22 protein-coding genes are annotated in these 26054 nt (G+C 24.8%); 17 read left to right on the top strand and 5 right to left on the bottom strand.

Annotated elements, in window-relative coordinates; all coding sequences use genetic code 11:
* Positions 1-29 precede the first annotated feature (29 nt).
* Both GOY08_RS08015 and GOY08_RS08010 read left to right on the top strand, forming a co-directional pair.
* The gene (locus tag GOY08_RS08015) at positions 30-380 is read left to right on the top strand and encodes a hypothetical protein (RefSeq protein ID WP_158998378.1); all 351 of its coding nucleotides are present in this window, start codon (positions 30-32) and stop codon (positions 378-380) included.
* 145 nt (positions 381-525) lie between these two features.
* Entirely contained in the window at positions 526-1254 is a 729-nt protein-coding gene (locus GOY08_RS08010; protein WP_158998377.1) for an alpha/beta fold hydrolase, read from the top strand.
* A gap of 47 nt (positions 1255-1301) precedes the next feature.
* On the opposite strand, the gene GOY08_RS08005 is transcribed toward GOY08_RS08010, so the two are convergent.
* Complete coding sequence (locus GOY08_RS08005; RefSeq protein ID WP_158998376.1) at positions 1302-2228, bottom strand: class I SAM-dependent methyltransferase; 927 nt, start codon at positions 2226-2228, stop codon at positions 1302-1304.
* 190 nt (positions 2229-2418) lie between these two features.
* On the bottom strand, positions 2419-3057 hold the full coding sequence (locus GOY08_RS08000; RefSeq protein ID WP_158998375.1) for a lipocalin family protein: 639 nt from the start codon (positions 3055-3057) through the stop codon (positions 2419-2421).
* A 391-nt stretch (positions 3058-3448) separates the two neighbouring features.
* Between GOY08_RS08000 and GOY08_RS07995 the strand changes: the two genes are divergently transcribed.
* Positions 3449-4690 carry a hypothetical protein gene (locus GOY08_RS07995; protein WP_158998374.1) on the top strand — a complete coding sequence of 414 codons (1242 nt, stop codon included), beginning with the start codon at positions 3449-3451 and terminating at the stop codon, positions 4688-4690.
* Between the two features lie 36 nt (positions 4691-4726).
* The gene (locus GOY08_RS07990; RefSeq protein WP_158998373.1) at positions 4727-8389 is read left to right on the top strand and encodes a TcdA/TcdB pore-forming domain-containing protein; all 3663 of its coding nucleotides are present in this window, start codon (positions 4727-4729) and stop codon (positions 8387-8389) included.
* Between the two features lie 203 nt (positions 8390-8592).
* On the opposite strand, the gene GOY08_RS07985 is transcribed toward GOY08_RS07990, so the two are convergent.
* Entirely contained in the window at positions 8593-9195 is a 603-nt protein-coding gene (locus GOY08_RS07985; protein WP_158998372.1) for a LysE family translocator, read from the bottom strand.
* 436 nt (positions 9196-9631) lie between these two features.
* On the opposite strand from GOY08_RS07985, the gene GOY08_RS07980 reads away from it, so the two are divergent.
* A complete protein-coding gene (locus GOY08_RS07980; protein WP_158998371.1) occupies positions 9632-9946 on the top strand; it encodes a hypothetical protein in 315 nt (104 codons plus the stop codon).
* A gap of 69 nt (positions 9947-10015) precedes the next feature.
* Here the strand turns inward: GOY08_RS07980 and GOY08_RS07975 are convergent, their stop codons facing one another.
* Positions 10016-11011 carry an alpha/beta hydrolase gene (locus GOY08_RS07975; RefSeq protein WP_158998370.1) on the bottom strand — a complete coding sequence of 332 codons (996 nt, stop codon included), beginning with the start codon at positions 11009-11011 and terminating at the stop codon, positions 10016-10018.
* Between the two features lie 628 nt (positions 11012-11639).
* Between GOY08_RS07975 and GOY08_RS07970 the strand changes: the two genes are divergently transcribed.
* Positions 11640-12506 (top strand): HNH endonuclease, encoded by an 867-nt coding sequence (locus GOY08_RS07970; protein WP_158998369.1) that lies wholly within the window; start codon positions 11640-11642, stop codon positions 12504-12506.
* Between the two features lie 135 nt (positions 12507-12641).
* Here GOY08_RS07970 and GOY08_RS07965 read toward each other — a convergent pair whose 3' ends face one another.
* Entirely contained in the window at positions 12642-13586 is a 945-nt protein-coding gene (locus GOY08_RS07965) for a DNA adenine methylase (protein ID WP_158998368.1), read from the bottom strand.
* A gap of 520 nt (positions 13587-14106) precedes the next feature.
* Here GOY08_RS07965 and GOY08_RS07960 point away from each other — a divergent pair.
* The 11 genes from GOY08_RS07960 (at position 14107) to GOY08_RS07910 (ending at position 25971) form a co-directional block, all read left to right on the top strand.
* Complete coding sequence (locus GOY08_RS07960; protein ID WP_158998367.1) at positions 14107-14343, top strand: hypothetical protein; 237 nt, start codon at positions 14107-14109, stop codon at positions 14341-14343.
* Positions 14344-14401: 58 nt separating this feature from the next.
* A complete protein-coding gene (locus tag GOY08_RS07955) occupies positions 14402-14551 on the top strand; it encodes a hypothetical protein (RefSeq protein WP_158998366.1) in 150 nt (49 codons plus the stop codon).
* A gap of 1742 nt (positions 14552-16293) precedes the next feature.
* Positions 16294-16470, top strand: a complete 177-nt coding sequence (locus GOY08_RS07950) for a hypothetical protein (RefSeq protein WP_158998365.1) — start codon at positions 16294-16296, stop codon at positions 16468-16470.
* Positions 16467-17015, top strand: coding sequence for an ABC-three component system protein (locus GOY08_RS07945; protein ID WP_158998364.1), 549 nt, complete (start codon positions 16467-16469; stop codon positions 17013-17015). Before GOY08_RS07950 ends, GOY08_RS07945 begins: the two co-directional genes overlap by 4 nt.
* A complete protein-coding gene (locus tag GOY08_RS07940; protein WP_158998363.1) occupies positions 17012-17476 on the top strand; it encodes an ABC-three component system middle component 5 in 465 nt (154 codons plus the stop codon). The genes GOY08_RS07945 and GOY08_RS07940 overlap by 4 nt, the downstream gene beginning before the upstream one ends.
* A gap of 2 nt (positions 17477-17478) precedes the next feature.
* Positions 17479-19389 (top strand): coiled-coil domain-containing protein, encoded by a 1911-nt coding sequence (locus GOY08_RS07935; RefSeq protein WP_158998362.1) that lies wholly within the window; start codon positions 17479-17481, stop codon positions 19387-19389.
* Between the two features lie 714 nt (positions 19390-20103).
* On the top strand, positions 20104-21096 hold the full coding sequence (locus GOY08_RS07930) for a hypothetical protein (protein WP_158998361.1): 993 nt from the start codon (positions 20104-20106) through the stop codon (positions 21094-21096).
* 290 nt (positions 21097-21386) lie between these two features.
* Positions 21387-21758, top strand: coding sequence for a hypothetical protein (locus GOY08_RS07925; RefSeq protein ID WP_158998360.1), 372 nt, complete (start codon positions 21387-21389; stop codon positions 21756-21758).
* A gap of 1589 nt (positions 21759-23347) precedes the next feature.
* Entirely contained in the window at positions 23348-23608 is a 261-nt protein-coding gene (locus GOY08_RS07920; RefSeq protein ID WP_158998359.1) for a hypothetical protein, read from the top strand.
* Positions 23605-24906, top strand: coding sequence for a toprim domain-containing protein (locus GOY08_RS07915; protein WP_158998358.1), 1302 nt, complete (start codon positions 23605-23607; stop codon positions 24904-24906). Before GOY08_RS07920 ends, GOY08_RS07915 begins: the two co-directional genes overlap by 4 nt.
* Positions 24907-24921: 15 nt before the next feature.
* Positions 24922-25971 carry a VapE domain-containing protein gene (locus tag GOY08_RS07910; RefSeq protein WP_158998357.1) on the top strand — a complete coding sequence of 350 codons (1050 nt, stop codon included), beginning with the start codon at positions 24922-24924 and terminating at the stop codon, positions 25969-25971.
* The last annotated feature ends 83 nt before the right edge of the window (positions 25972-26054 follow it).

The following is a 26054-nucleotide window of genomic DNA, read 5'->3' as shown; positions in this document are numbered from 1 at the left end:
TAATCTCTTTTATATGGTCGCTTATATAGATGACATCATTCTTAAAATATATCGCTTGTATTGGTAAAAATAAAATTTCAAAACATATTGAAATTTTTAATGAGCTTGATTTTAATATTTATACAAACCAAAAATGGGATCAATTAAAAAAACATTCAAATAATATCATTGTCCACTATCCTGATGGACATATTACAAAAGGCCTAAATGATCGCATAACTGAATTAAAAAAGTCTTTTGTCTTTGCTTCTGATAGTCGTACCAAAAAAGTAAAAATGCAGATGGTTACTATTTTGCACTGGAATAAGGATTGTGTTATGAACGAAGAATTTCTTTTTTATGATAATACTGAATTTGCAAACCAGCTAGGTATGAATTAATTAGTTTATTTTAAGATTTACTCATAAAATAAACTTTGTTAGAAGATAACTTGACTGAATTCATAATTTTAGCCATAAACTACTATCTTAACTAAATGATATGTGATGCTAAAAATTAGTTTTTAATCATATTTTTTGGAACATTATGAGCAATATCCACTTTCTACATGGCTTTTTAGGCACCCCTAGCGATTGGAATATTTTTTGCAGTGATTTGAGAAATCACTCATTTATATTTCACTCTATAGAAAATTACATGTTTCCAAACTCAAAAGCCGGTAAAACTTATTTTAGAGCATGGTTGGATGCTTTTCATTCGTCTTTAGTAAGTCAAAATTATTCTAATAAAAATATTTTAGTTGGATACTCTCTAGGTGGAAGACTTGCTCTACATTCATTAGTGAGTAGTAATTTGTGGGATGCAGCAATTATTATTTCAGCAAATCCAGGTCTAAAAGATAAATCTGAGAAAGAAGCTCGAATTAAGAATGATACAACCTGGGCTCTTAGATTTCAAAATGAGGACTGGTATGAAGTCTTAAAAGACTGGAATTCACAAACTGTTTTTGCAAATTTCCAGAATTCATTGTGTAGAGAAGAATACACTATTAATAAGCATGCAATTAAAGAAATGTTGATAAATTTTTCTTTAGGAAATCAAGAAAATCTTAGGAAAGAAATTAAATTATTAAATATTCCTATTCTTTGGATTGCAGGAGAGCTGGATTCTAAATTTGTAGAAATTGCCATTGAAATGCAAGAATTAAGCAATAATATTTTAGCTAAAATTATACCAAATGCAGGGCATCGTGTACCTTGGGACAATCCAAAAGAATTTATAAATGCTTTAAATTCTTTTTTGGATAATATATAAATAAAATTTTAGAAAAATTATAAAATGTTTGTTAATTAAAATAGAAACTATTTTTTCGCAATTATAGTAGGGAAAATTCCCAAATTATCTGGAATTACTTGAAATTTATTAAATCCCGCTTTCTTTAATATAATACATAGTTTTTCAGCAGATTTAAAATTATTTTTATTGAACTCTGTAAAATAATTCATGACTATTGCTTGGATTTTTAATGCGTCTAAATTTATTTTTTTCAATTCCCAGGAAGAATAAGGATCTTCAGTTGGGGGTGGAACAATAGTACTTGTAATGAGTTCACCCTTATCAGTCAAAGCTTGATATATTTTTTTATAAAATGCTATGTTTTTATCCTCATCATCAACATATATATTAAATCCATTACTTGTCACTAAATCAAATTGATTTTTATGCTCTATTTTCCAACCATCTTCTCTAGTAAAGGTACAATGGTGAATAAGACCTTTTGACAAAGCAATTGCCTTTGCCTGATCTAAAGCTGACTGATCTAAATCTATACCATGCAACTGAAAATTATTTATCCCTTTAAAATCTTGTAGTAAAATATCTGTCATTAAACCACAAGGAAGAGATGCAATAGAAATATTATCGCACAATCTTTTTTTAATTTCTGTTTTAAAAATTTGGAATCGACTTTGAGTTGCTAAATAAAAAGGAAGATTTTCTAATAAATATTTCTCAAATTCATTCTCAGTTAATTTGAAACCTTGCTTTTTTAAATCAGGATATGAGCAAACATATTCAGTCCAATAACCATTAAAACCGCTATGCTCAATCATAAAACGTCCCATTTCAGTACTATACATTTTCTCTAATAATAAAATTAACTCCTGTTCAGTTGTAGTATCTAATTTTTTCTCTTTTATTCTTTGCATGATTTTTATTTTTGTTTTTTCAAAATTTTCACCTTGATAAATTTTATGTGAAACTATATTATTTATTTCGTAATTTTTCATAATTAATCCATATTATTTTATTAATCAATACAAAGAATAGGAATGATATATCCCAATAACAACAAATATTTTATAGAACAAAAAAAATAAAAATGCAATTATATCTATAATTGCATTTTTATTTCATAAAATTTATAATTTACTTTTCCCATAAAACAAAAAATAAAAAAATATTTAATTACTTAATTATTTAATTTCTAATGTCATAGATTAAATTATCTAAATTAAATCCATTTTTTTCCGCAATCTCTAGAAGTTTTTTCAAGGTTTCTGGCTCTATTCTTTCATCACGTGTCAAGATCCATAACATATCTTTTTTAGGTGTACCTACTACAGCATATTTATAAGCATCATCAATAAAATATACATAGTAATTTACACCTTTAAAAAAGTTAACTATATCTGTGACCCAATTAAAACTCACAAGCAAACTTCTACCACTAGGGTCTTTATGATCTACTTTCGCTTTGCCCACAATATCTTTAATGCTGCCATCACTCTTAATACAAGTATTCAGAACTTTGATACTTCCATCCTCATTCTTCGAATATTCTGCTGTTGAAGAATTACAGTCTTTTTGGAAGAAAGTTGGTAAACGAGCTTGTTCAAACCATTTTCCTAAGTAACGTTGTAAATCGAGGTTACATCCAGAACTCATTAAGCCATTGGCATCTACCTTGCATGTAGGAAATTGAGATATTGAGTTGCTTTCATTTGCAAATGCAGTACAACCAAATACTATGCCTGATAATAAGACTAAAATTTTTTTCATTTTGATATCTTTCATAAAATATTTATAATTAGGGTTTATAAAATATTTATAACCCAAATACATTTTTTTGTAAATTATAACGTAAAATTAAATGCTTAACTTTGAATACAGTGGCATAACCACTATCAATAATAAGTATACCAGAAATTATTTTATAAGTTTATATTAAATTTTTAAATTGCATTAGTACATAAATGTAAAAAAAATTTTTATCTCAAAAAAATATTACCTAATTAAATTTACTATTATAAAAAATATATTTTATTTAATTTTAAATTATATATAAATTGAATAAATTTCATTTTTATGTTTTTTGTAATTCTTAATATTTTCGTCCTTAGAAAATATTAAATTACTATAATAATTACTAAAATTTCAATATCGGCAAAAATAAAGAAGTTATATTTTAAGTAATTATTTACTTTTTCTACAAATATGAAAGGCTAATATGAAGAAAAAGACTTATAAGCACATGAAATTATATGTTCTGATTATTTTCTCGCAAACTTTTATACTTTCAAAGGGGCATGCAACTTATACCTGCCCAATTACAAATGTAACAATAAAAGAGCATAAATTATCAAAGGAAAATAATATCCTAAAGTTGAAAGACTCTTCACAAAATCCTGATGAAGTATTTAGTGTTTTTAAAAATGCGATTTCAAAAATAAGAAGTAAAGTTTCAAATCAAATAGATGATGCAAGATTATTAAGAATTAAAAATAAAAAAAATGATGATAGTATGGAAATTAGTGAAGTTGAAAAAAATAAGGAAATTGAGAAAATTGAAAAAAAAGAGGCTTTAATTCTACATAATCTTCTATACAAAAATCCTGAAATTGAAACTTATTATGGAAAACGTTTTAATGATTTTATAAAGAAAGAAGATCCAAAAGTTTTTTCTTATGCCAAATTTATAGAAGAAGATAGTAATAGCATAAAGTATGAGATTTACTCTATTAGTGGCGAGTTTAAGATTGCAAATCGAGAAAATGAAAATGAAAAGATTTATTTTGCAAATGTAAAACCCATAGAAGAAAGAAAATTATCATATTTTAACCCAGTTGATCAAAATAAAGCGAATTTAGTCAAGGAAGATATTTTTGGTTCAAATGAAAAAATACAGAAATTTGAAGAAAAATATGATATTGTTGAAGAAAAATTTAACGATTTTGTAAAAAAAGTAGATGAATATAATAAAGAGTCCAATGTTGAAAATAATCAAAATTCGAAAATTGATAGCAAGAAAAAAATGGAAGGTTATTTAAGTTTTTTAATAAATTTATTTAATAAAACTTTAGAGCCATATAAATTTGCATATCATAATAGTAACAAAGTAAAAAATATACATGAAGGAAAGGCTGAAAATGGAAATCAAACTAGATTTTCTGATGCCGAGGCTAAAATACTAGAAAAATTATTAGATCTTACTTCGCCTACGCAACAAACTAGAAAAACAAATGACTTGTTTAATCAGCATAGAAATTATTTAGCAAAATTTAAATCACTCAAATTATATGATTTAAATCAGGACATAAGAGGTACATTAAAAATTTATACTTCATTAGAGACATGCCCTTCGTGCAATAATGCTTATGTTCTATTTGATGCTTTAAGACCTAATATTAAGCTAGAAATTTATACTTTAAACAAAGAATTACAGATGGAAATTTATAAAAATAATAATTAAAAATGTATTTAAAAATACTAATTATTGAGGAAAATAATGCTAGAAAAAGAATTTTTTAATAAAAGCAAATTAATGCTAACTTTATCTTTTATTTTTATTGCAAGCTGTGAAAAAAGAAATAAAAATATTGAAAATACTGATAAAAAAGAAGTGATACGTAGCTTTGCTACAAATGGAAGTTGTGGAGGATTATTTTCTGAAAAAGAGAATTTTTTTAATCAATTATCAGATGCTGAAATGTATAAACTAAATTTTGAATTAAATTACTTATATTCATTAAGTGAAGATGAAATTTTTGTAAAATATGACTTATCTAAAAAAATATTAGGAAATTTAGATGAATTAAACAGAAAATATAAAAATTTATCTGGAAATAAACATTTATTAGATCTTAGAAAAACTCTACAAGATGAAATTGAAAGCTATAAGATAGAAATAGAAATAGAGGCAAAGTTTCAAGCTTCCTTATTTGAAAAAACATATAAAAAATTAATTAAAAGTAAAGAAGAGTTTTTCTTACTTGATTCTTTAAATGAGAATGAAAAAAGCATTGAAATTCATAATACAAACAATGATGCAAAGTACATAAAAGGAATTAACAATAATGATATTGCAAATATAAAAAGTTTTAAGGAATTTATTGAAAATCACTCAAATCAATTTCACAGAAAAGTAAACCATACAGACCATTTTAACGTTTCTCAGCCGTCAATTGGCTTATCGCATGCCTTTTTATTAAAAAATATTGTTGACTACTTCAATAATAATAATTTAGGACAGGGTGGAAATGATCCTAATCCTACTCTAAATAAAGTTATTAAAGCACAAGTATATACAAATTTGTTACAATTAAGTTTAGATGTTGCAGATAGTGGGTTAAAGACTGCACATATTTTAGAAACAATAAGAAGCAATGGGTTGAATAATTTTAATATATTCAGAACTTTTTCAAACTATACAACTAAAATAAACACAGGGTTAAATTTTTTAAATCTTGTATACGATTACTATGAATTAACACATTCTAAAACAAATGCAGATTTAACTAGATATAGAACACAATTTGGATTTGACTCGACATCTAGTGCATTTATTTTAGGTGGCATGGCTCTTGGTGAAACAACTGCAGGTATCTTTCTAAGTGGGATTGGAGAAATTTTTGGTGGCCTCGCAGTTGGATTTAGCTCTTACGCTCAAGTAGCAGGCGAAAATATTGATGTTGCATTGAATAATGCTAATTACTTTAGATACTATGAAGAAGATCATCATAGAGTCTTGAACTCTGATATATTTATACCAAATTCTAGCAAAAAAACCATATCATTTGCTAATAAATACATAAAAAAAGATGATAATAGTTTTAGGAAAGAGCAACTCGATGTTGTATTCCAGGAAATTGATTTGACACAGCAAGGTAAATACAAAATTACATTTGGTGATCATATCTCTTATCCAATATCAAGACATGAACCTGATGCTATTTATTACCATCCTTTTGCCCCAAATCCAGAACTTATTAGAACATCTAAAGACTATGTTAAATTTAGAGAAGCACTAGAACTACCGAAAGAAAAAGAATTTAAATTAGATCACATTCAAAAAATTATCTTACCTAATCAAGCACAAAAACTTATTACCTATAGCCATGACTTTTACGCTCCATGGATAACATATCGATATGATGCTGAAATGAATGCCGCTCGAAAAATTCAAAGAAATGCAAAATTTATATTTGAATATACCTCTATGCGTGGTGCAGGTGATAAAGCAATTTCTGATTTAAAGTTTGACTATCAAGATACAGAAATAAAAATAAAATTAAATTCAAATAATTCTGGAATTCATTTTGTTACTCCGCATGTACATGATCAAGCAACAAATAAAATAAAATATAATTTTGAAGTACTTGATGAAAATGAACAAAAGGAAAATGAATTTCATTTGCACTTAAACGGAGATTCAAAATATAATATAAAGGCACAAGAAAAAGATACTTGGCATTTTCATCTAGATCATTTCATCATAAATTCTGAATTTCTTGAAAGTGAGAAAAAACTCTCATTTTCTTATTTAAATAAAGAAGAAAAAATTTTCCAGATTTCTTTTCCTGAAAAGAAACCTGCAAAAATTTATCTTCATGACAAATTTGGGATTACTTACTTAGCATATGGAAATGGACAAAATAATTTAACTGCTGTCAAAATTAATCTTGATTATAATGATTTTAATTCAAAAATTCTCTTGAACAATTTTATAAATCAAGTAAGAAAAAATATTCCAAATGATTTAAGATATATAAAAATAAAGAATTATAAAGAATATCCAACAAGTAGTAAAGAAATTGCTTTTTATGACTTAAAAGAAAGTTCTTACATAAATAGCGGAATTGACTCTGAAGATTTCAATATTATTGGCAGAATTCATTCAAAAGAAAATTTACTATTCCATTCCAAAAACTACATATACAAATCAATTAGTCCAAATCAATTAAATATCTTAGCGTTAAAAAAAGAGTTTTTATTAGCTAATGTAAGTACAAAAGTTTCTGATTTATTAAATTCTATTAATACAAATGAAAACATTTTAAGCTTAATCATAAATGAAAAAGATTATGCTAAATATGATAAAACTAGTAAGAAATTTTATTTATATTCAGATGGTAAAATTCCAATAGGTGAATCTCAAAAAAATCCAAATATATTCTACTTTTTTGATAGAGAAAAAAATAAGTACTTTAGCATTAATAAAAATTACTTAAATCCAAGCAATTTTAAAGTTAGTTTGCAATCAGGGGAAGTTAAATTAGTATCCGAAATTAAATACGATTGGGTTCTTGAACCTGACAGTGCAGATTCACTTAAAAACATAAGTAATGCTAAAAAAATTGCCCTATTAATTAATGATATACATTATTCAGGGAATAAGATGGAAGAAGAACGTTGCCAAAATTTGAGCGAAACTTCAAACTCAGTACTTGAAAACTTGAAAACTACACTTTGTAAAATTGGCAATGACATAAATAGGAACAATATAAACTATATTTCAACTTATAGTTCACAAACTAAAAAAACTTTAATATTAGATGACTCACAATCATCCTTTAAACAAATTGATCTCCTAACTGGCAAATACTTATTTGAAGGAACAGAATATGAAAATTGGGGAGTCAGAGATTGGATTGGTTTAAATATTCCATTTACTTTAAATCAAAAACTTCTTGCTTTTGGTGAACTCCCTAATCAATTGAATTCTTCATCTACTAGGAATAGTGAGTTTCTAAGCGATGTACGCTTTATTGATTCAGAAGGTTTTATTTTAAAAGCAATTTCAGGAACACAAAATTCTAATGCTAAAAGTTATGGAATTGAAAAGAAACTTGATAAAAATTATGTAACTTCATTACTTGGTGCATTTGTCTTTAATAAAAGTCAAGAAAATGCTATTTATTTCTTAAAAAAGGACTTAACGTATGACAAACTTAATAGCAGTTACAACATTGTAGCAAAAGGAAATATTGGTGACTTATTTTACATGCTGCCATCTAACGAATTAAAAAATATTAAATATACCTTAAAAACTGATAAGTATTTAACTTTATATAAAGCAAATGGTAAAAAATTTGATGGATATTATATAATTCCAATGCAAGAAATTTTTGCAAAAGATGGAGCACATCATTTTTATTATGTTAAGCTGTAGAAGTTCATTTTTTTTTTACAGCATCATCTCAAGATCAATTTCGACTCTTATTAATATCCTGTAATATTTATAGTGATAATATAGCTTTTCATTATTATATCAAAAATAATTTATATAAATAAATAGTTTAATTTAAAATAATTTTTATTAAATAGTAGGCTTTTTCAATTTTGATTCCACTTCGCAGAATTAAGTATATTGGACTAAATTGTTACTAACAATGATAATGCTAATAAAATCATTACACTTCCAGAAAAATAGCGAATATATTTTATTTTAGCTAATAAAATTTTTGAGGCTCTATTTGCTATCAATAAATAAGTAACCATAGAGAAAACTACAACTGAAATTTGAATAAAAGATAAAGTGAAAATTTGAATTAAAATATTTTTTTCATTAACGATATAATTTGGCAATAAAGCAACATACAAAAATAAAATTTTTGGATTTGTTAAACAACATATTAAAGATTCATAATATAATTTAAATCTATTTGGCCTAACCGAGGACTGAGCATTTACAAAATTATATTTATCTTTTGAGATAATATTTTTAATCCCTAAGTATATTAAATAAAAAGCGCCAACAAACTTTAAATAGGTATAAAAATTTGTTGAAAATTTAAAAACACCCTGAACTGAAAATGAGCTAATTACAGCAAAGAAAATCAAACCAGAAAAAATGCCAAAAACGGCAAAAACAGCATCTTTTAATTGATATCTTAGACCATTGTTTATCATTAGTACAACGTTTGGACCTGGAGAAAATGCTAATAAAATTACAGTTACAAAAAATAGATAGTACATAATTTCACTAACTCACTATTTTAAAATGAAATTTTTCCATGAAGACAAATAAAATCTAAATAAATCAAGGCATATTAAATTAATTTTTAAAGAATAGAAAGGAATAAATAAAACAATTCAAAAATATATAAAGGATTTTTCAACTTTTATAAATTTTTTAATTTTTTATAAAAATAAATACAAATTTGAAATTCATTTTAATTTCTTTATCTTTAATAGGAAAATTATGAAAATTTATTTAATTGATTTTTATGGAATTTACAAATGAAAAAAGAAAGTTATTTTATATAATATAGTGTTTTCTATTATATTAGAGAGATAAAAATTTTAATTCGCAATAAAATATATAAATTTATGAAATCTATGAATTGACAATTAACATGATATTGTAGAAGATTGCCAAATTAAAAAATGATTTTAACAAAATGGAGCGATTATGGCTTTTGCATCAATTATATTTGAGAACCCCAAAACTGGTTTGATGAAAGAAGCACCTGTAGGGTTTTCATGGACTGTATTTTTCTTCGGATTCATAGCTCCTATGTTTAGAGGAGATTGGAAATGGAGTTTTATTATACTTCTTTGCCAATTTGCTACTTTAGGTCTTAGTAATATTTTTTTTATGTTTAAATATAATAAGCTCTATATAAAAGATCTTGTGTATTCTGGGTACAAAGCAAAATCAATTACAAAGTATGATATTAACTTTGTATCAATTCAAATTGGATTTAAAATACCCCAGTTAACTTAATAAAATTTTAGTTATTTTTCTAAAATTAGTATAAAAATTTATAATTTATTTTCCCTTAGAAAAATTCTTTTAATTTTTAAAAACTTTAATTATTTCATAAATCTCTTTATTAATTGTTTCAGGATCTGTTATATGCAAATTATGATCATCTGATGAAGATTTAATAAGTTTGTTCTTAGGATATACATCTTGTAAGCTTTTCTGCAAATTTTCCCATATCTCCCAATCATGATCAGTATGGGATTTGGATTTATATATAATAGAAACTTTATAATTTAGATTTTTAATTTTTTCTGCAGGAAGCTGCTTTTTATATTTTTGCATTTTGATATTTAAATCATTTACAGTATTTTTATGTTCTAGACTTTCATCTTTAAAAGTTTGAAAATGTTTCTGATTAAGAACTAATTTCTCAATCTCATCCAAATTTAATTTATTATTAAAATAGGGATAATAAGTATTTAAATCTTTTTTTATAAGATCAGTATAATCCTTATAAGTCATTTTATTTAACTCATGATCATTCATATCAATTTTATTATATATTTCTTCATGAGTTGCATCTACCAATACTAATCCTTTAACTTTTTCTGGGTATTTATCAGCAAATAGCCTGACATAAACGCCCCCCATAGAATGTCCCACAAGTACATAAGAATCACTGATAATGTTTTGGGAATAAAGTTTATCAAGTAATAATTTTAATTCGTTGACAATATTTTCACCTGTCCTATGTGATAACGTTTCTTTCCGAGAACTTCTCCCAATACCAACCCTATCATAACTACAAACTTGTGTATAAGTTTGAGTTAATTCTTGGATTTTAACCCAATAGTCGGCAATACTTCCGAATCCAGATTCTAAAATAACTGTAGGCGTGCCAGCTCCAATACAATTGTAATAAATTGAATTTTCTCCAATAGTTATATATCCCTTAGGAATAACATTCTCCTTTGGATCAACAGTTTTTTTATCTTTATCATTGATTTTTGAATCAGATGAACAAGAAGTGTAAAAAAATGAGAAGGACATAAGAGCAATAAGTGTTATTTTTTTTCGCAACATAAAAAACCTCATATAGAATTGTATGAATTTAATTTTTTATATAAAATAATAAAAATGTCAAATTAATTTTTTAATTTTAATTAATTAAATTTTTTCGCTTTATGTTATTAGAAATATAATTTGATATATTTATAGATGAAAAAATAAATTTTATCATCGCTAATTACTTCACTATGGAATTTTTCCATATTAATTATCAATTTAATTCAAAATTATAATTTTCACATCTACAAAGAAAAAAGTTTTTCTAAGCTTAATTTTAAGTTTAACTATTTAAATTTTATTTAATAAAACTACTAATGATTTTTGTACAAATATAAATTGCATTTTTAGGAGAATTAGTCGCGAGATAAATCTGAACATACAAACTTAATCATGCCACAAATCTAATGTTACTATTTGACTCTTAACTAAATTTGAGAATTTAATTAATGTACCCATACAATGAAATAAAATTTCAATTAAAGTTATTTTTTTGGTAATCTAAGAATATTTTTGCAAATAAAATTTGAATTATTAAAAAAAAATTGTTACGTAAAATTTTTTTATTAATGTTTATATTAAGAAATTAAAAAATTTTCATTCTATAAATCATTTTTAAGTATTAAAAGTTTTAAAAGGAGAATAAATGAATTGTTGGTGGGTTAATCAAAATAAAACATTTAATATTGAAGTTAATCGAGGATTTTTATGGTCACCCCAGAAAAATAATATTGGTAAAAGTCATATTTCTTATGAAAACATGAAAAAAGTTGAAGTTGGTGATACGATATTTTCAAATCAAAATTCTTTGATTAAAGCAATCGGTATTGTAACAAATAAAGCTATTGATTGTGAAAAACCAAATTATGAAAAATCCTCTGAAAATTGGAAAAAAAAAGGTTGGCTGATCAAAGTTGAATTTAATAAGCTAGATAAATTTATTGAAGTTAAGAATTTATTTGCAGAAATAAAATCTAATTTAAAAAATACTCCTTTCACTAAAAATGGATTAGTAAAGCAAGGTTATTTATTTGAATTAGACTTTGATTTAGCATACAAAATTTTAGAAAAAATATATAATCCATATGTAGATCAAATAAATTTAGAAAAAAATGGCAATTCAATTGGAGGAGAAAAATTAATTTTAACTTATCAAAGAATAGGTCAGAAATTATTTAAAAAAAATCTTCAAATCCACGAAAAAAAATGTAGAATAACAGGAACAACCGACATAAAACATTTAATAGCTAGTCATATAAAACCATGGCGTGAAAGCTCTAGTAAAGAGAAAATTTGTGAATATAATGGTTTGTTACTCACTCCTCATATAGATCATTTATTTGATAAAGGATACATTAGTTTTAGTAATGATGGAAATATTTTAATTTCAAAGAATATTGATGAATTAATGCTAAAATCATGGGGCATTGACATAAATAAAAATGTTGGTTTATTTAAGCAAGAACAAATTAAATATCTAGAATATCATAGGAAAAAATTTAATTTCGATTAAATAATTTAAAATATTTCTAAACTTATGGCATTTATTATATAATATAATTTTTATCTAATTTAAAATTAATTCTTTAGCCTAAAAATATTTTTCGAGATTAATTAGAGAAAAAGAAGCTTAAAAAATATAATTTTATTAATAATTAGTTATAAGAAGCTCAAATATTTTACCTCGTTTTGAAGCGTTTGAATTTATCATACGTTTCGCCTCTACTCTAGAGATATTGAAATCTTCATAAAGTTTATCAAAAAAATTATCTCCAGTTGCACTCATTGGATCAGAATTACTCAACATTTGATAAATACCTTTTTCATTCAAAATTTTGAAAATATTTGCTAACCTAATTTGGTGTGAATCATTAAATACTCCGGTATACGAATTAAAATTTGAAGTATCATTTAAAGGTCTATATGGCGGATCATAATAAATAAATACATCGTTACTTTTTACCAATGCTAAAATATCTTCATAATCACCATGCAAAATTTCAGCTATTTGAAAAGCTTTAGACACCGCATATATATTTTCACTATCAAGAATTTTAGGGTTTTTATAATTTCCATAAGGAACGTTAAAACCCCCTTTTCTATTCACACGAAAAAGTCCATTAAAACAAGTTCGATTCATAAATACTATTTGACTCGCACGAATTGGATTCAATTCTTTATAATTACTTTTGCGATTTGAATTAAAATCTTCTCTTATTTCATAATAGAGTTTTTCTCTGTTGGAATTATTTAGCAACAAATACTTTTTTTGTAAATTATGCAAAGTTTCAACTAATGCTTCTGGCTTTTTCTTTATTGTTTTATACATTAAAATTAATTCTGGATTAGCATCTAAAATAATAGCATCTTTAATAAAATTTGAGTTATATAAATCAAAAAATACAGCACCACCTCCAAAAAATGGCTCAATGTATTTTGTAATTTTTGTTCCAAGACTTTTTGGATATTTAGCTGAGAGCACTGGAAGTAGTTGGGTTTTACCTCCTGCCCATTTCAAAACCGGTTTAGCTAATACATTCATATTAGAGGCTGTTTTTGTTGCAAAAGTTGATTGTGGAACTGAAGTTTCCATATTGTATTTATGTTCCTATCATGATTGATGAAACTTTTAGTGGTTTAAATACTAACCACAGTAGTTCCAATAATTGATAAGAATATACAGCATGGAATGTTTTTACAAGTTTTTATTTATTTTGATCTTGAAATTGCTAAAATATTTCTTCATTAATCTTAATTTTATAGATTAGATACAAATATAAGTATGCATTTTACAACTTAAAAAATAAATTTTAATATAAATAAATTATATATAAATCTAATTTAAATTTAATTATTTATTTGTAGTACTATCTTATAAAGCTCTTAACTTTAATTTTGCATGAATATTCTCAGATATTGATCCTAACCACCATTTGAAGTTGACACTTTTCACCTAAGAAAAGGAGAGTCAATGGATAAATTAAAGGAAACAAGGAAGAGGTATGGATACCAAGAAAATGGTTAATTTTTATAAGAGCATTTTAATTCTGGCTTGAGTTTATCTGCCACAAGTTTACCCAGTGACCTTATATAACAGGAAGAGGAACCTCTGCATGAGTGGTAAAGTGGATAATTCATCAAACACAACAACAAATTTAGAAGAAGCTCTTGTAGAAAACGAAAGACTTAAGAAGCGGAATAAACATCTTGAAAAAGCGGTATCTAATTTAACTATAGATAATTCCATGTTAACTGATGCTATTGAAATTATGAAAAAAAGCCAAGAAAGAGCCTTGTTAAAGCAGCAAAAGAGATCCTATGTCATAAGAAGTACTCAGTATCAAAGGTAACTAAAAGCCCAAAAATATCAAGACAATCATTATATAAGAGAAGAGACAAGGTCGTTTTATGAGAAATTATTTAAAAGAAGAGGACAGTATTTTATTGCCAATGATAAGAAATATTATTGAAATAATAAAAACATATGGCTATAAAAGAATAACAGCTATGGACAATAATATTTTTCATGCTAATAAAAAAGAATATAAAGAATCATGAAAATAAATGGTTTATTATTACCAAAAAATGATATTCAAAGAAAATACCATACAGAAACTGGTAAAATAATAACGTTACTTTCAAACACAAGTTGGTATTAAGATGCTTTTGAAATTAGGTGTTTCAATGATGAAAAAGTTTATGTTGCTTTTTCTTTAGATTGTAGAGATAGAGGTTATGTTGCTTCAAAAGAACCATTATTAGGAAAAGATATACAAGAATTAATGATAATAAATTCTGTTGAAAAAGATTTAATAAAATTCGAAAACCTAGACAAATTGAATGGCTCACAGATAGGAGCTCAATTTATAGAGACAAATTATTACAATAATTTGCAAGGAATCTTGGTTTAAAACCATGTTACACTACTCCTTATAGTCCTTCAAGTAACTTTATGGTTGAAGCATTTGTTGTGACATTTAAAGAGATTATGTTTATGTTAATGATTATTATTCTGGTGATTGGATTTTAGGACATTTAGAAAAATGGTATTATGATTTCCCGATTCAGGACTTTCAATGTTGAGTCCTGTATAGTAAAAATTCTCATTAATCATGTGTCAACTCAAATAGGGTTCATAGTAAATTTAAGTAAAATATTTTTATTACAATAATAAAAGAAAAAAACTTATAATATTAAGTAATATAAAAATTAACTAATGAAAAATTAGAAAATTAAATTAATTTAGTTTTTTTTCAACTAAATTAATAAAATGATCAGAGAATAATAAAATTTTAATTTTTTTATGATTTATTTTTCATTTACCTTATCAAATATGTTTTTTACTTAAAAACTTCAATGTCTTAAATCTTTAAAATCTTTAGAGATAATAAAAATTTGAATTAAATACTTTATTTAATTCAAATTTTTATTGCTAATTTGTTATTATAAATGTAGTTTAAAATTAAATAAAATATCTCTACAAGACTATTAGCAATAATATCAAAATGTAGAACAATTTCATTTTTGTATATTTCATTACTCATGAAGTAAAATAAAAATTTCAATAAAAATAATATTTAAAAGGTTTTTCTTTATCAATTTTAAGCAAATGTAATATTAATAAAGTAAATCATAAAAGAAATTTCAAAAATTTTATTTTTAACAAATTACAAACTGTAATATATTATATTATAATTTAAGCACTTAATATATAAATTATTTAAAGAAAATATTTAATATAAAATTTAATAAATTTGACAAAAATATAATTGGAACAAATTTTTTTGAAATTATAAATTTAAAAAACAAGATCAAAATTAAATATTTTAAATTAATTCCATCTTTCATGAATTAAATATCTATAAAAATTAAACACTTAAAATAGTAGTTATTAATTAGATTAATTAAATAATCTATATTTATTAAAAAATATTTTAAAAAATTAAAGCAACAGATAAATATTTATGGTTATTATATGAAAATATATTTTTAATTTTTAATTGTTAATAATTAAAAATACTCTTATTTGAAAATTAAATATTATTTAATATTAATATTTAATCTTTAGATGAAAAATCAATCATCTATAAAATTATAAATAAAATTAAAATATCTATAAAATATGTAAAAAATGTTCAAGTACATATCACATTAATTGGTATTCTTATTTCTATATTGAAATCAACTTTAAAATAAGCTTAGAAAAATTTTAAAATAGATAAATTATTAGTAAACAATAGAATCTTGAAAAAATTCTAAGAAGCTGATATAAACATCGTTTATAACATTAAGGAGATTTTATGCTAGAAAAATTCATAGAATTCGTAATTGAAAATAAATGGATCATTATTCTATTAATTTCTATAAGTATAAGTTTTACTTTTATTGGAAAAATTCGAAAAAGTAAAAAAATTATACAGAAAAATAACATCGTAAATGGAGACTTATCTGCAGGAAATATAAGGAAAATAAAATGAAAAATAAAATTCAACAAGAAAATAATATTGCAAAAGGTGATATTCTTGCTGGAAGTAAATACATAGAAAATAAAATTATTAATATTAATTTAAATTCAAATTCAAAAAAAAATAAAATCCAGAAATCAAAAAATAATAAATATATGATTAAAAAAAATCTAGATAAAATTAATAATTATATAACAATAATTGAAGAAAGCAGATCAAAAAAAGACCTTGAAGAAAAGTTAACTGAAGCTAATATGTCAGACAAAATATTCAAAGCTTTAAAAGCTAAGGAAGAAATATATAAAATGATAAGTGAAAATACTTTCAACATTGAATTTATTAATAATACTTCTAATTGTTTGTCAGATATAATAACAAAATTTGAACTTAAAATAGAACCATTAATAAAAAAAAATAAAAGTAGAATTACAATAGACAAAAAAACTTGGGAAGTTATTGAATATGTCTCAAATAAATATAAACTATTTGATTCACAAGATGTAAGTGGAATGCTATATATGCTTGCTGGACATTGTCACATCAAGTGGGTACCATGATTATATATCATCAAGGTTTAGATCCTTATCATTGTTTTTTTCGTTTTTTACTATATACTCATGAATTAGAAAATATGAATATTGAATTTGATAAAATAAGATTAATAGACTTTTACTATTTATTTCCTTACAATCTTAATTCACTAAAAATATGCAATAAACGAAAATTAAAAATTAAAGAACCGTTTGAAAATACAAAATTAAAACTTCATATTTTTTTTCATCTTCATACAATTCATAAAAATGCAATAGGATATCTAATTTCTCAAGGATATCTTGATAGAGAAATTTATTTAAAAAAAAATGAAATATTACTAGTAAAAGAAATTGATAAAAAATTCATTAATTTATTTCAAGAAGAAAGAAATAAAAAGGTTGAATGGTTTGATATTTTTTTTGAATTTTTTAAAAATAATACCATTGAAGAAATTCAAAAGAAATCAAAATTAATAGGAAAATGAAAATGCTTTATACTCCTTCAATTATTATTAGACAATTGAAACTATACTCAATAAATAAACTCGCTTATAATCAAAAATTTCATTATGGTTTAAATATAATAAGAAGCTCACACAACTCTACTGGGAAATCTTCAATTTTAAATTTTATTTATTATATTCTTGGTGGTAATGTTTATAATTGGACTTATGCAGCACAAGAGATTGAATTTGGGTTAATGGAAGTTGAATTAAATAATGCAATTTATACTCTTTTTAGATCTAGATATGAAAATAAAGAACCTACCATGATTTATGATATAACATTGAGCGAAATTGAGGCAAGTAATTTTGAATTTATGAATGAAAATAAAAAAGAAAAAAATAAAACTAATTACAATAAAAGAATTCTTGAGATATTAAAAATCCCAAATTTATCTATAAATGAGAATAGATCTATAAGAATTCAAGATTTGCTTTGCCTTATATATTCTGATCAAGATTCTTCAGTCAATTCGATATTTAAAAATCCTGAGAATAGTAATGAATTGATTAGAAAATCTATAGCTGAATTACTATTATTTAGAAAAAGTGAATCACTTATAGAAGCAATGAACTTATTAGCTCTGAAAAGAAAAAAACAAATAAATATTGAAAAATATCTTAAAGTTTTTAAAGAAAATTTTGATAATATCAAATCAATACACTATAATAAAGATTTTTTAATCGATGCTACTAAGATAAAAATGCATAAAAAAATAGAAAATTTAATGAAAAATGTTGAACTTAAAATGAAGAGTTCTGAAAAAAATGAGATTAAAAATATAATGGAAATAGGAAGTATTGAACAAAATGGAATATCAGATATAGAAAATAATATTATAAATTCAAGAGAAGAGTTCAAAAAAATAAAGCAAGACATTAAAAGGATTAAAATATATTTGGAGGAATCAGAAGCATTTATAAGTGCATTAAATGAAAGAAGAGATGCTCTTAATATTTCTATTGACATTTCTAATATTATTGAAAATGCAGATTTCAAGTACTGTCCATCTTGTTTTACAGAAAATACAAAAACTCACTATCTTTTTGGGCATTGTGTTTTATGCAAAAACCATTTAAATTCAAATGTAAGAAAATATAGCAGGGAAAAAGCTTTAAGAGAAATTGAATTTCAAATAAATGAATCAAAAAAATTGAAAACTTCAATGGAAACTGAAAAAAACTTACTAGAAAGAAAAAAATATAATTTAAATAATAGAATAAAAATCTTAGAAAAAAGATTTTGTGAAATTTATAAAATATCTGATGTTAGTAATGCTGAAAGAGATCAAACATTAATTGAAATAGGAATCACTCAAGGAGAATTAAAATCACTTGATTACCTAGAAGATATTGAAAAAAATTTTTTTAAAGTGAAAAAAGAAACAAAAGAATTACATAATGAAATTTTAAAAATAAAAGAAAACATAGCTGAATTAAATGAAACTGATTTAAACAATCAATCTTTAAATTTCATACATCTTTCGATGAAAAAAATACTCGATCAGGACATAAATATTGATGATACATTTAAGTACATAAATGATATACAAGTTTCTTTTAATAAAAATAAAATTGTGATTAATAACTCAAAAATTTCTGCAAGTTCACAGGTAGTTTTAAAGAATGCACTGCATTTAGCTATTTTAGAGTTATCACTAAGTGAACCGAAAATATTATATCCAAGGCTTCTATTACTAGATAACATTGATGATAAAGGTATGACTCAACAAAGAAGTCATAATTTCCAGAAAATAATTCAAAAATTAAGCATTGAAAGTGATGTCAAACACCAGATTATAATGACAACAACACAAATAGCTAAAGAATTAAATGATGAACGCTACTGTATTGGACCTAATTATGATATAAATCTTAAAACATTAAATTTATAAATTTTAAGTATAAGTAAAATGAATTAATTCCAGCAAGAATCGAACTGGCTTTGCCGACTTTTTTCTTTTTGCTTCAAATTTCTGGAATTTAATTAACATAACAATATCAACTTAGACACTTCATACGAGTAACAAACCTGCCAAACTGTAAAGCAATGAATTTGGGACAACAAAATTTTTTTGTGAGTATAGCAATTCTTCTCGGCTTCATCGGCAAATTAATACTTATTTATATAAAATATATATAAGTAAGTGCCGGCAAGAGCAAAAACTCTTCTCGGCATCATCGGCATGGCCGGCAGATGTTTTTTTGGGGGGGGGGATGGGGTATTTGAATGAAATATTAAAGATTTATAATGATTTAAGTTGTAGGTAGGCGGTAAGTAAGTAACTCTTCCAAATAGGGCGAGATTGGTATTTAAATAATTATAATTATTATTTTAAACTAGAAATTTTTTGTTTAATTCTGCCTATACTCAAATTAAAACTTATATAATGACAGTTTGATTTTGGCATGAGTTATGGCAGAAAATTTAAATAGATAGATAGCGTTCCCGCCCTATTTGACACTATTTCTTACCGCCTACCAATTTAGTATATATTGCTGAAAATATTGAATAATTTAAAGAATCGTTTTAAGGCTGTTTTTAGCCTACTTTATGGAAAGTATGGGTTAATGTGCGATCAATTTTAAAACTAAAAAGGATGATTTAAATGGATATAGACCAAACTTTATATTTAATCAAAAATCAAATTGATAATATTAAATCAAAGTGGACAGAATTTTATGTTACCTATAAGTCAAGTGGTTTAGCTACACCTCATTTTTCAAGTATTGAAGATGTAAATACAAGGATTAATAATACAATTGATATTTTTAAAAATAGTAAAATGGAATCTATATTTTCAGAGTTTAATGAAGGAATAAAAGGAGAGATTAAAAACTATATTCAAGACCTGAATAATATTCTCATATCTAGTCTTATCCCAAGTGATAAATTGATTCAAATTTGTGGATATTTAAATAATATTATCAGGTTTTTTTATAATTCAAACATTTATTTTAGAATTATATTTTTTAAAAATGATGACGAAATTATACAAAATATTCAATTATTTAATACAAAAATTAATATAATTAATGAAAATGAAAAAAAGTCAAATGAATTACTAAAAATAATAGAGAATCTGCATGGTGATGCTAAAATAAAAACTATTGCTAATTCGTTTAATAATGCAAAAGAAAATATTAAAATAGCCTCATGGGGTTATTTAATTGCAACTCTAGTATTTTTAATTGCAACAGTTGAATTAGCATTGTTTTACTTTAATATACCAAATATAGATAAATTTCAAAATCAAAGTATCCCTTTATTTTATCTTGAATTGTATATGTCATTATTTAGATTATTATTAGTAATACCATTTGTTTTTCTTATTAGATTTTGTTGGTCTCAATATATTTTTAACAGAGATTTAAAAACTTCGTACGCTTTAAAAGCTGCCATTGCTGAAAGTACTCCTTCAATTTTAACTCAACTTGATGGTAGAAATGCAGATGAAACAATAAAAGAGGTATTTAAAACCATTTATTCAGATAATAAGCCTATTTCAAATAATGATGATGATTTTAAAAAAATAATGTCTATTTTAAAAGGTAATAACTTAAAAGAATTAACTAGTCTAATAAATGCATTAAAGAAATAACACCCATTTTTCAAATTTTTAAGTAAATAAATTCCCTCCAAATAAGATTTTTATTGGAGGATTTTTTTATGAAAAAAGAAGAAATCGAAGCAAAAATTGAAGCCTTAAATAATTCCATTTCTAAGTCAGTTTATTCAGTAAAATTTGATGATGGGCGAGAGGTTTGTCTACAGATCTATTGAAGAAATGCTTAAAGCAAGACAGCTTCTACAAAATGAATTAGCTAAAGTTTCAAATAAAAAAAATAATGGTTTCAAATACACAATTTTTAATAAAGGAGTCTAAATAAAATGGACTTCTTTAATAAATTTATAGAACTATTTGGATCAAAAGAAAGTAAAAAAAGACAATTACAAAATCATAAAAGAGAATTTTTTAATGAAATTAGAAAAATTGAAGGTGCAACAAAATCAGATCGCTATAAATATTGGAATTTGAACGGTATTTTTTTAGTTTCTGGCAAGCTTTTAGGGCTTGAAATACTAAGTACAAGGTCAAGAGATCTAGTAAAAAACGATGGTTATTCAAAACGTGGAATAATTTCTATAGAAAGTAACACTATAGGCACAGGTATAACAGGTGAAATAGTAAGTAAAAAAGATAACAAGCCGCTAAAAGATATTCAAAATATTTGGGATGAATTTACAGAATCAAATGGGTAGGAGGTAAGCAATAGAGTCAAATAGGGCGGGAACGCTATCTATCTATTTAAATTTTCTGCCATAACTCATGCCAAAATCAAACTGTCATTATATAAGTTTTAATTTGAGTAAAGGCAGAATTAAATAAAAAATTTCTAGTTTAAAATAATAATTATAATTATTTAAATACTAATCTCGCCCTATTTGGAAGAGTTACTTATCGCCTACCTTGTAACGACGCATGCTTATCCAAAAATTTGAGCGCCAAAACGATAAAATATTATTTTACTTTACGCATTTAAATGTTTAATCAGGTAGGACAACTAAAAAAAGTAAGAGTTTTTTATTTTATGTCTAAGTTGTTAAATTATTCTACTCTTACCAATTGTAACTTTAACTAAAATAATAAATTTTTTTCTTATTATGTTTGTTTTATAAGCTTAAATTGAAAATTCTATTATGATCAAAGATTTCGTTTTATGAATTAAAAGCTAGAAAAAATGCGAACTAATAAAATTGCGCTTTAGCATAGCAGACCGTCTAAAATGTTTATTTAAAGAGGCGGTCCGCTAAAAAATAATGCAGTTTTTAGCATGATAATTTTTGATATTAATAACAAATTCAAATTCTGATTATTTTAAAATTTAAGGGTAAAAAAAGTAGAAATTAATTACTATTTTTAATTAATCTTGTTCACTATTGAACAGATTCTCAATTGTTACCCTATTTAAAATTAAGTCTACTTTTCTTAAGATTAGGCCAGTAATATATGTCCTGGAGATAGTTTTGTTACCAATGAAATGAAAAACCTATACTTGATCACAAAGAACTTGGAATATGTACGAGAGCGAAATGTTATGCAATCAAACAAGCTTTAACGGACTAGCTAAAATGTTTCGTTAAAGAGACAGTCCGTTAAGTATTTGAAATTTAAGAAAATTTATCGAATTACAAATTTATTCCCTTTAAGTGAAGAAAATTATAGCAGACCGTCTAAAATGTTTAGGCCAAGTGACGGTCTGTTAAATTATTAACTTCATGAATTTTCTAACTATAATGTACTTTGGCCAAATGTACTAAACAATAGCAGACCGTCGAAAATAAAGTGTACCAGTGCCGGTCTGCTAAGAGCAATAAATTTATAATATTATTAAATGGTTAATAAGAGTCTTTAAAGCAATATTCGTACATATTCAATAAAATCATGGATACCCTACTTGTATAGTCAAAAAATCAAACCATGAATTATTTAATAATATCAAATATTTAAACTGAATTTTGACATTACCATGAAAACTCATGTTTTTAAAGTTTATCAGTATTTAAAAGAATAACTTTGTCTTTGAATTTTTACGATTCTTTTAAAAGGGTTGGAAAATATATTCCTTATAAAACCAGTATTTTTTTGATTTTTTTCTGGAAGTTTAATTCAATTCAGACAACTTCTTAAACCATTCAAGAATTTCATACATAAATTAAAAATCTTATTTAAAGAAACAAGTCCTCTGCAACTTTTACGCTTCATAACTAATTTAGACAGTCCGTTTATTTACCAACATAATCACTTCAGAAGAGAGATTTTTCTCTTCATAAACATTTTAGGAGCCTTTATGGATTTCACTAGTCATCACCTGAATAAAAAACTTTCCAACGAAAAATTTAAAGAATTGGCCTCTGTGGCCTTAAAGAAAGGAGTTAGAATGTGCGGTAGTATTTGTGCATTAGAACGTAAATCTGGAATCTCAAGACAAACTCTTACAAATATTGCTAAGGGAAAGTCATGTTCGCATGCCACACGTTTAAAGCTAGAAGCATTTGTTGAAGAAATAGAACAAAAGAAAATCAAACCATTCAAAGGAGCAAAGTTATGAATTTTGCTTCATTTGCCTCACCTGAATGGGTTAAGGCTCTGCAAATTTGTAATATTGATTTAGGCTATGGCATTAAAGAAGGAAATGAAATTGTCTTTAAAAATATTTTCACTGGTAGCCAAAAGTATCATTCCTTACGATATTTAATTAGGAAACAAGTCTTCATGAACCATTGTGCTAGTGGTTCAGAAATGCATTTGACTCCTGTTAAATTGATTTCTAAATTAACGCAAATTTCAGAAAAACAAGCTTGGATACTATTACAAAAGGAATTAGGGAAGTGGAAAGACTTCCCTAGTCCAACACTTATAAGCTTAAATAAATATAAAAAAGAAAACGTTCCAACTAATTCAAAAAATTATTCTGAATTTAGATCATTTTCGGAATGTATGCAAAATGAATGGTATCAAAAACGTTGTGAACTTTTAACTTTAATTGCAAAAGAATTAGAATTTACAAAAAATAAAAACGCATCTAGACAAGTTTTAGAGTGGTGGGAAAAAAGAGGATTCAATTTAGAATGTGCATTTTATGGCAAAAAATCATTTGTCCTACTAAATTCACCTGAACAATTAGAAAAATTAAATTGTGTTCAAAATTTAACGCTTGAAGAAAAATATTTAACAGGAATTTGGAAACCGCATGCCATCACAAATAAACCTTGTTTGCAATGGATTAGTAAAGACTATTTAGCCTTGTTCTTTTGCTGGAATTATTTATATGATTCTAATGGCAATGCAATAGAGTATGTTACAGGAATAAGAGCACGTTATGCAAATTTGCAACCAACAAACCAACCCAAAGAAGTTACCTTAGGAATAAAACATATTCCTGAATTAGAAAGATTTCCTGCTAGCATTGGTTACTATGGTTTACTTATTCCAAAAGCTTTAGATCATAAAAATACATCATGGTTGCAATACAATGGTTGTGAAAATTTTACTGTTATTTTGACTGAAGGCTGCACAAATATGCTGGCAGGAAGACATTTATTAAAAAGAAGTGATGTTATTTGGGCCACATCAGGACAAATTCAAAGTGCAATGTGGAAAGATAACTTAAGATTAATTCGTAATTGTAAACGACTTATAATTGCATTTAATAATGATAACAAATCAAAATTAAATACAGGCCAAGAATTAGCCTTTAAAACAAAAGAAGCCGCTGAACAATTTGGCATAAAAAATGTAGAACTTTTTCCCATTGAATTACTAGAAAGTTGCAATGATTTAAATGATTTACTGAAAAAAAAGAAAGCCTCTAACAGCAACTTAGAAGCTTTCAAAAACTACTTTTAGGAGGTTTTCATCACAATGCCGCAATATAATATAAGTTATGAAAATAAGCAAGTTGAGAATATTAAAAAATATAGACAAGAAAAAAACCAGCATTTGACAAATATTGTTACTGCAAAATCTATTGATGAATTATTAAGAAAAGAAGTTTTAAAATACAAACAAAAAGGGTTTAGTCAATTAAGAATAACTGAATATATATTTCAAAACTCTTTAAAAAACTTATATTACTATGAAAGTAATAAAGAACACCCAACAAAACGCATTCGTTTTCATAAAGAGCATATTTTAAATACAATTAGCGTTATGGATCATGAAATTGCATTTCAAAATTTAGAAGATATTAAAAAGAAAATTCAATATAAAGGCTCAAGTTATCAAACTTCTTTAGCTATATTTACTAAGTTTATTTTTCCAGCTTTAAATCATGACAGTCAAAATCATCCTGAAATAATTGCTAAAGTAATAATGCATTTTATTTGGCAAGTAAAAAGAAAAATGAATGCCTTAAAAGTTCAAAATCACTTATGCCCTATATTTATCAATGTTCATCAGGGTGTAGGTAAAACAGAGTTTGTTAAAAACTTATGCAAACCATTTAGTCAATTTGATTCCTTCTTTTTAAATAAAAGTGTTGGAGAAATTGTTGATTCAAGAGAAATTGCCTCAAACTTAGAACGCAATATTTTATTTTTAGATGAACTTGCCCAAGCTGAAAAAAGTGACATCAGTTATTTAAAAAATATTATTACGACAGAAACCTTATCTCCAAGAATTTTAGGCTCTAATAAAACCATACATGTTGAAAATAAATCTACTTTTATTGCAACTGCAAATGTTTTAAATTTAGCAGAGAAAATTAAAGATGATACAGGAAACAGACGTTTCTTTCCTATTGAAGTCAAATCATTTAAAGAAATAAGCGTTCCCTATTATGCTTTAGAAAATTTAAATTATTTAACTGAAAATGAAAAAAAGGAAGGTTATTTATACCCTTTAAATTTTGATGGTACTTGGCTATGGACCCTAGTTGATGAAAACTGGAAATGTTTTTTATCCCTAGAATAAATTGCAACTATTCAAAAGAAACACACTGTTTTAACTGACGTTGATGAATTTATTGAAATTTTTAATATAACGATAGATAAAAA

Source organism: Pigmentibacter ruber (assembly GCF_009792895.1).
GTDB lineage: Bacteria > Bdellovibrionota_B > Oligoflexia > Silvanigrellales > Silvanigrellaceae > Silvanigrella > Silvanigrella rubra.
The sequence above is the reverse complement of the archived record's forward strand: the minus strand, read 5'-3'. Positions and strand labels throughout refer to the sequence as shown.

What these genes read in the sequence shown, in the direction of transcription:
- GOY08_RS07960 (WP_158998367.1), top strand. Translation starts at nt 14,107, where the DNA reads ATGAGTGGTAAAGTGGATAATTCATCAAACACAACAACAAATTTAGAA.
- GOY08_RS07945 (WP_158998364.1), top strand. Translation starts at nt 16,467, where the DNA reads ATGAAAAATAAAATTCAACAAGAAAATAATATTGCAAAAGGTGATATT.
- GOY08_RS07975 (WP_158998370.1), bottom strand. Translation starts at nt 11,011, where the DNA reads ATGTTGCGAAAAAAAATAACACTTATTGCTCTTATGTCCTTCTCATTT.
- GOY08_RS07940 (WP_158998363.1), top strand. Translation starts at nt 17,012, where the DNA reads ATGATTATATATCATCAAGGTTTAGATCCTTATCATTGTTTTTTTCGT.
- GOY08_RS07935 (WP_158998362.1), top strand. Translation starts at nt 17,479, where the DNA reads ATGCTTTATACTCCTTCAATTATTATTAGACAATTGAAACTATACTCA.
- GOY08_RS07985 (WP_158998372.1), bottom strand. Translation starts at nt 9,195, where the DNA reads ATGTACTATCTATTTTTTGTAACTGTAATTTTATTAGCATTTTCTCCA.
- GOY08_RS08005 (WP_158998376.1), bottom strand. Translation starts at nt 2,228, where the DNA reads ATGAAAAATTACGAAATAAATAATATAGTTTCACATAAAATTTATCAA.
- GOY08_RS07915 (WP_158998358.1), top strand. Translation starts at nt 23,605, where the DNA reads ATGAATTTTGCTTCATTTGCCTCACCTGAATGGGTTAAGGCTCTGCAA.
- GOY08_RS07925 (WP_158998360.1), top strand. Translation starts at nt 21,387, where the DNA reads ATGGACTTCTTTAATAAATTTATAGAACTATTTGGATCAAAAGAAAGT.
- GOY08_RS07980 (WP_158998371.1), top strand. Translation starts at nt 9,632, where the DNA reads ATGGCTTTTGCATCAATTATATTTGAGAACCCCAAAACTGGTTTGATG.
- GOY08_RS08010 (WP_158998377.1), top strand. Translation starts at nt 526, where the DNA reads ATGAGCAATATCCACTTTCTACATGGCTTTTTAGGCACCCCTAGCGAT.
- GOY08_RS07930 (WP_158998361.1), top strand. Translation starts at nt 20,104, where the DNA reads ATGGATATAGACCAAACTTTATATTTAATCAAAAATCAAATTGATAAT.
- GOY08_RS08015 (WP_158998378.1), top strand. Translation starts at nt 30, where the DNA reads ATGACATCATTCTTAAAATATATCGCTTGTATTGGTAAAAATAAAATT.
- GOY08_RS07995 (WP_158998374.1), top strand. Translation starts at nt 3,449, where the DNA reads ATGAAGAAAAAGACTTATAAGCACATGAAATTATATGTTCTGATTATT.
- GOY08_RS07910 (WP_158998357.1), top strand. Translation starts at nt 24,922, where the DNA reads ATGCCGCAATATAATATAAGTTATGAAAATAAGCAAGTTGAGAATATT.
- GOY08_RS07970 (WP_158998369.1), top strand. Translation starts at nt 11,640, where the DNA reads ATGAATTGTTGGTGGGTTAATCAAAATAAAACATTTAATATTGAAGTT.
- GOY08_RS07965 (WP_158998368.1), bottom strand. Translation starts at nt 13,586, where the DNA reads ATGGAAACTTCAGTTCCACAATCAACTTTTGCAACAAAAACAGCCTCT.
- GOY08_RS07950 (WP_158998365.1), top strand. Translation starts at nt 16,294, where the DNA reads ATGCTAGAAAAATTCATAGAATTCGTAATTGAAAATAAATGGATCATT.
- GOY08_RS07920 (WP_158998359.1), top strand. Translation starts at nt 23,348, where the DNA reads ATGGATTTCACTAGTCATCACCTGAATAAAAAACTTTCCAACGAAAAA.
- GOY08_RS07955 (WP_158998366.1), top strand. Translation starts at nt 14,402, where the DNA reads ATGAGAAATTATTTAAAAGAAGAGGACAGTATTTTATTGCCAATGATA.
- GOY08_RS07990 (WP_158998373.1), top strand. Translation starts at nt 4,727, where the DNA reads ATGCTAGAAAAAGAATTTTTTAATAAAAGCAAATTAATGCTAACTTTA.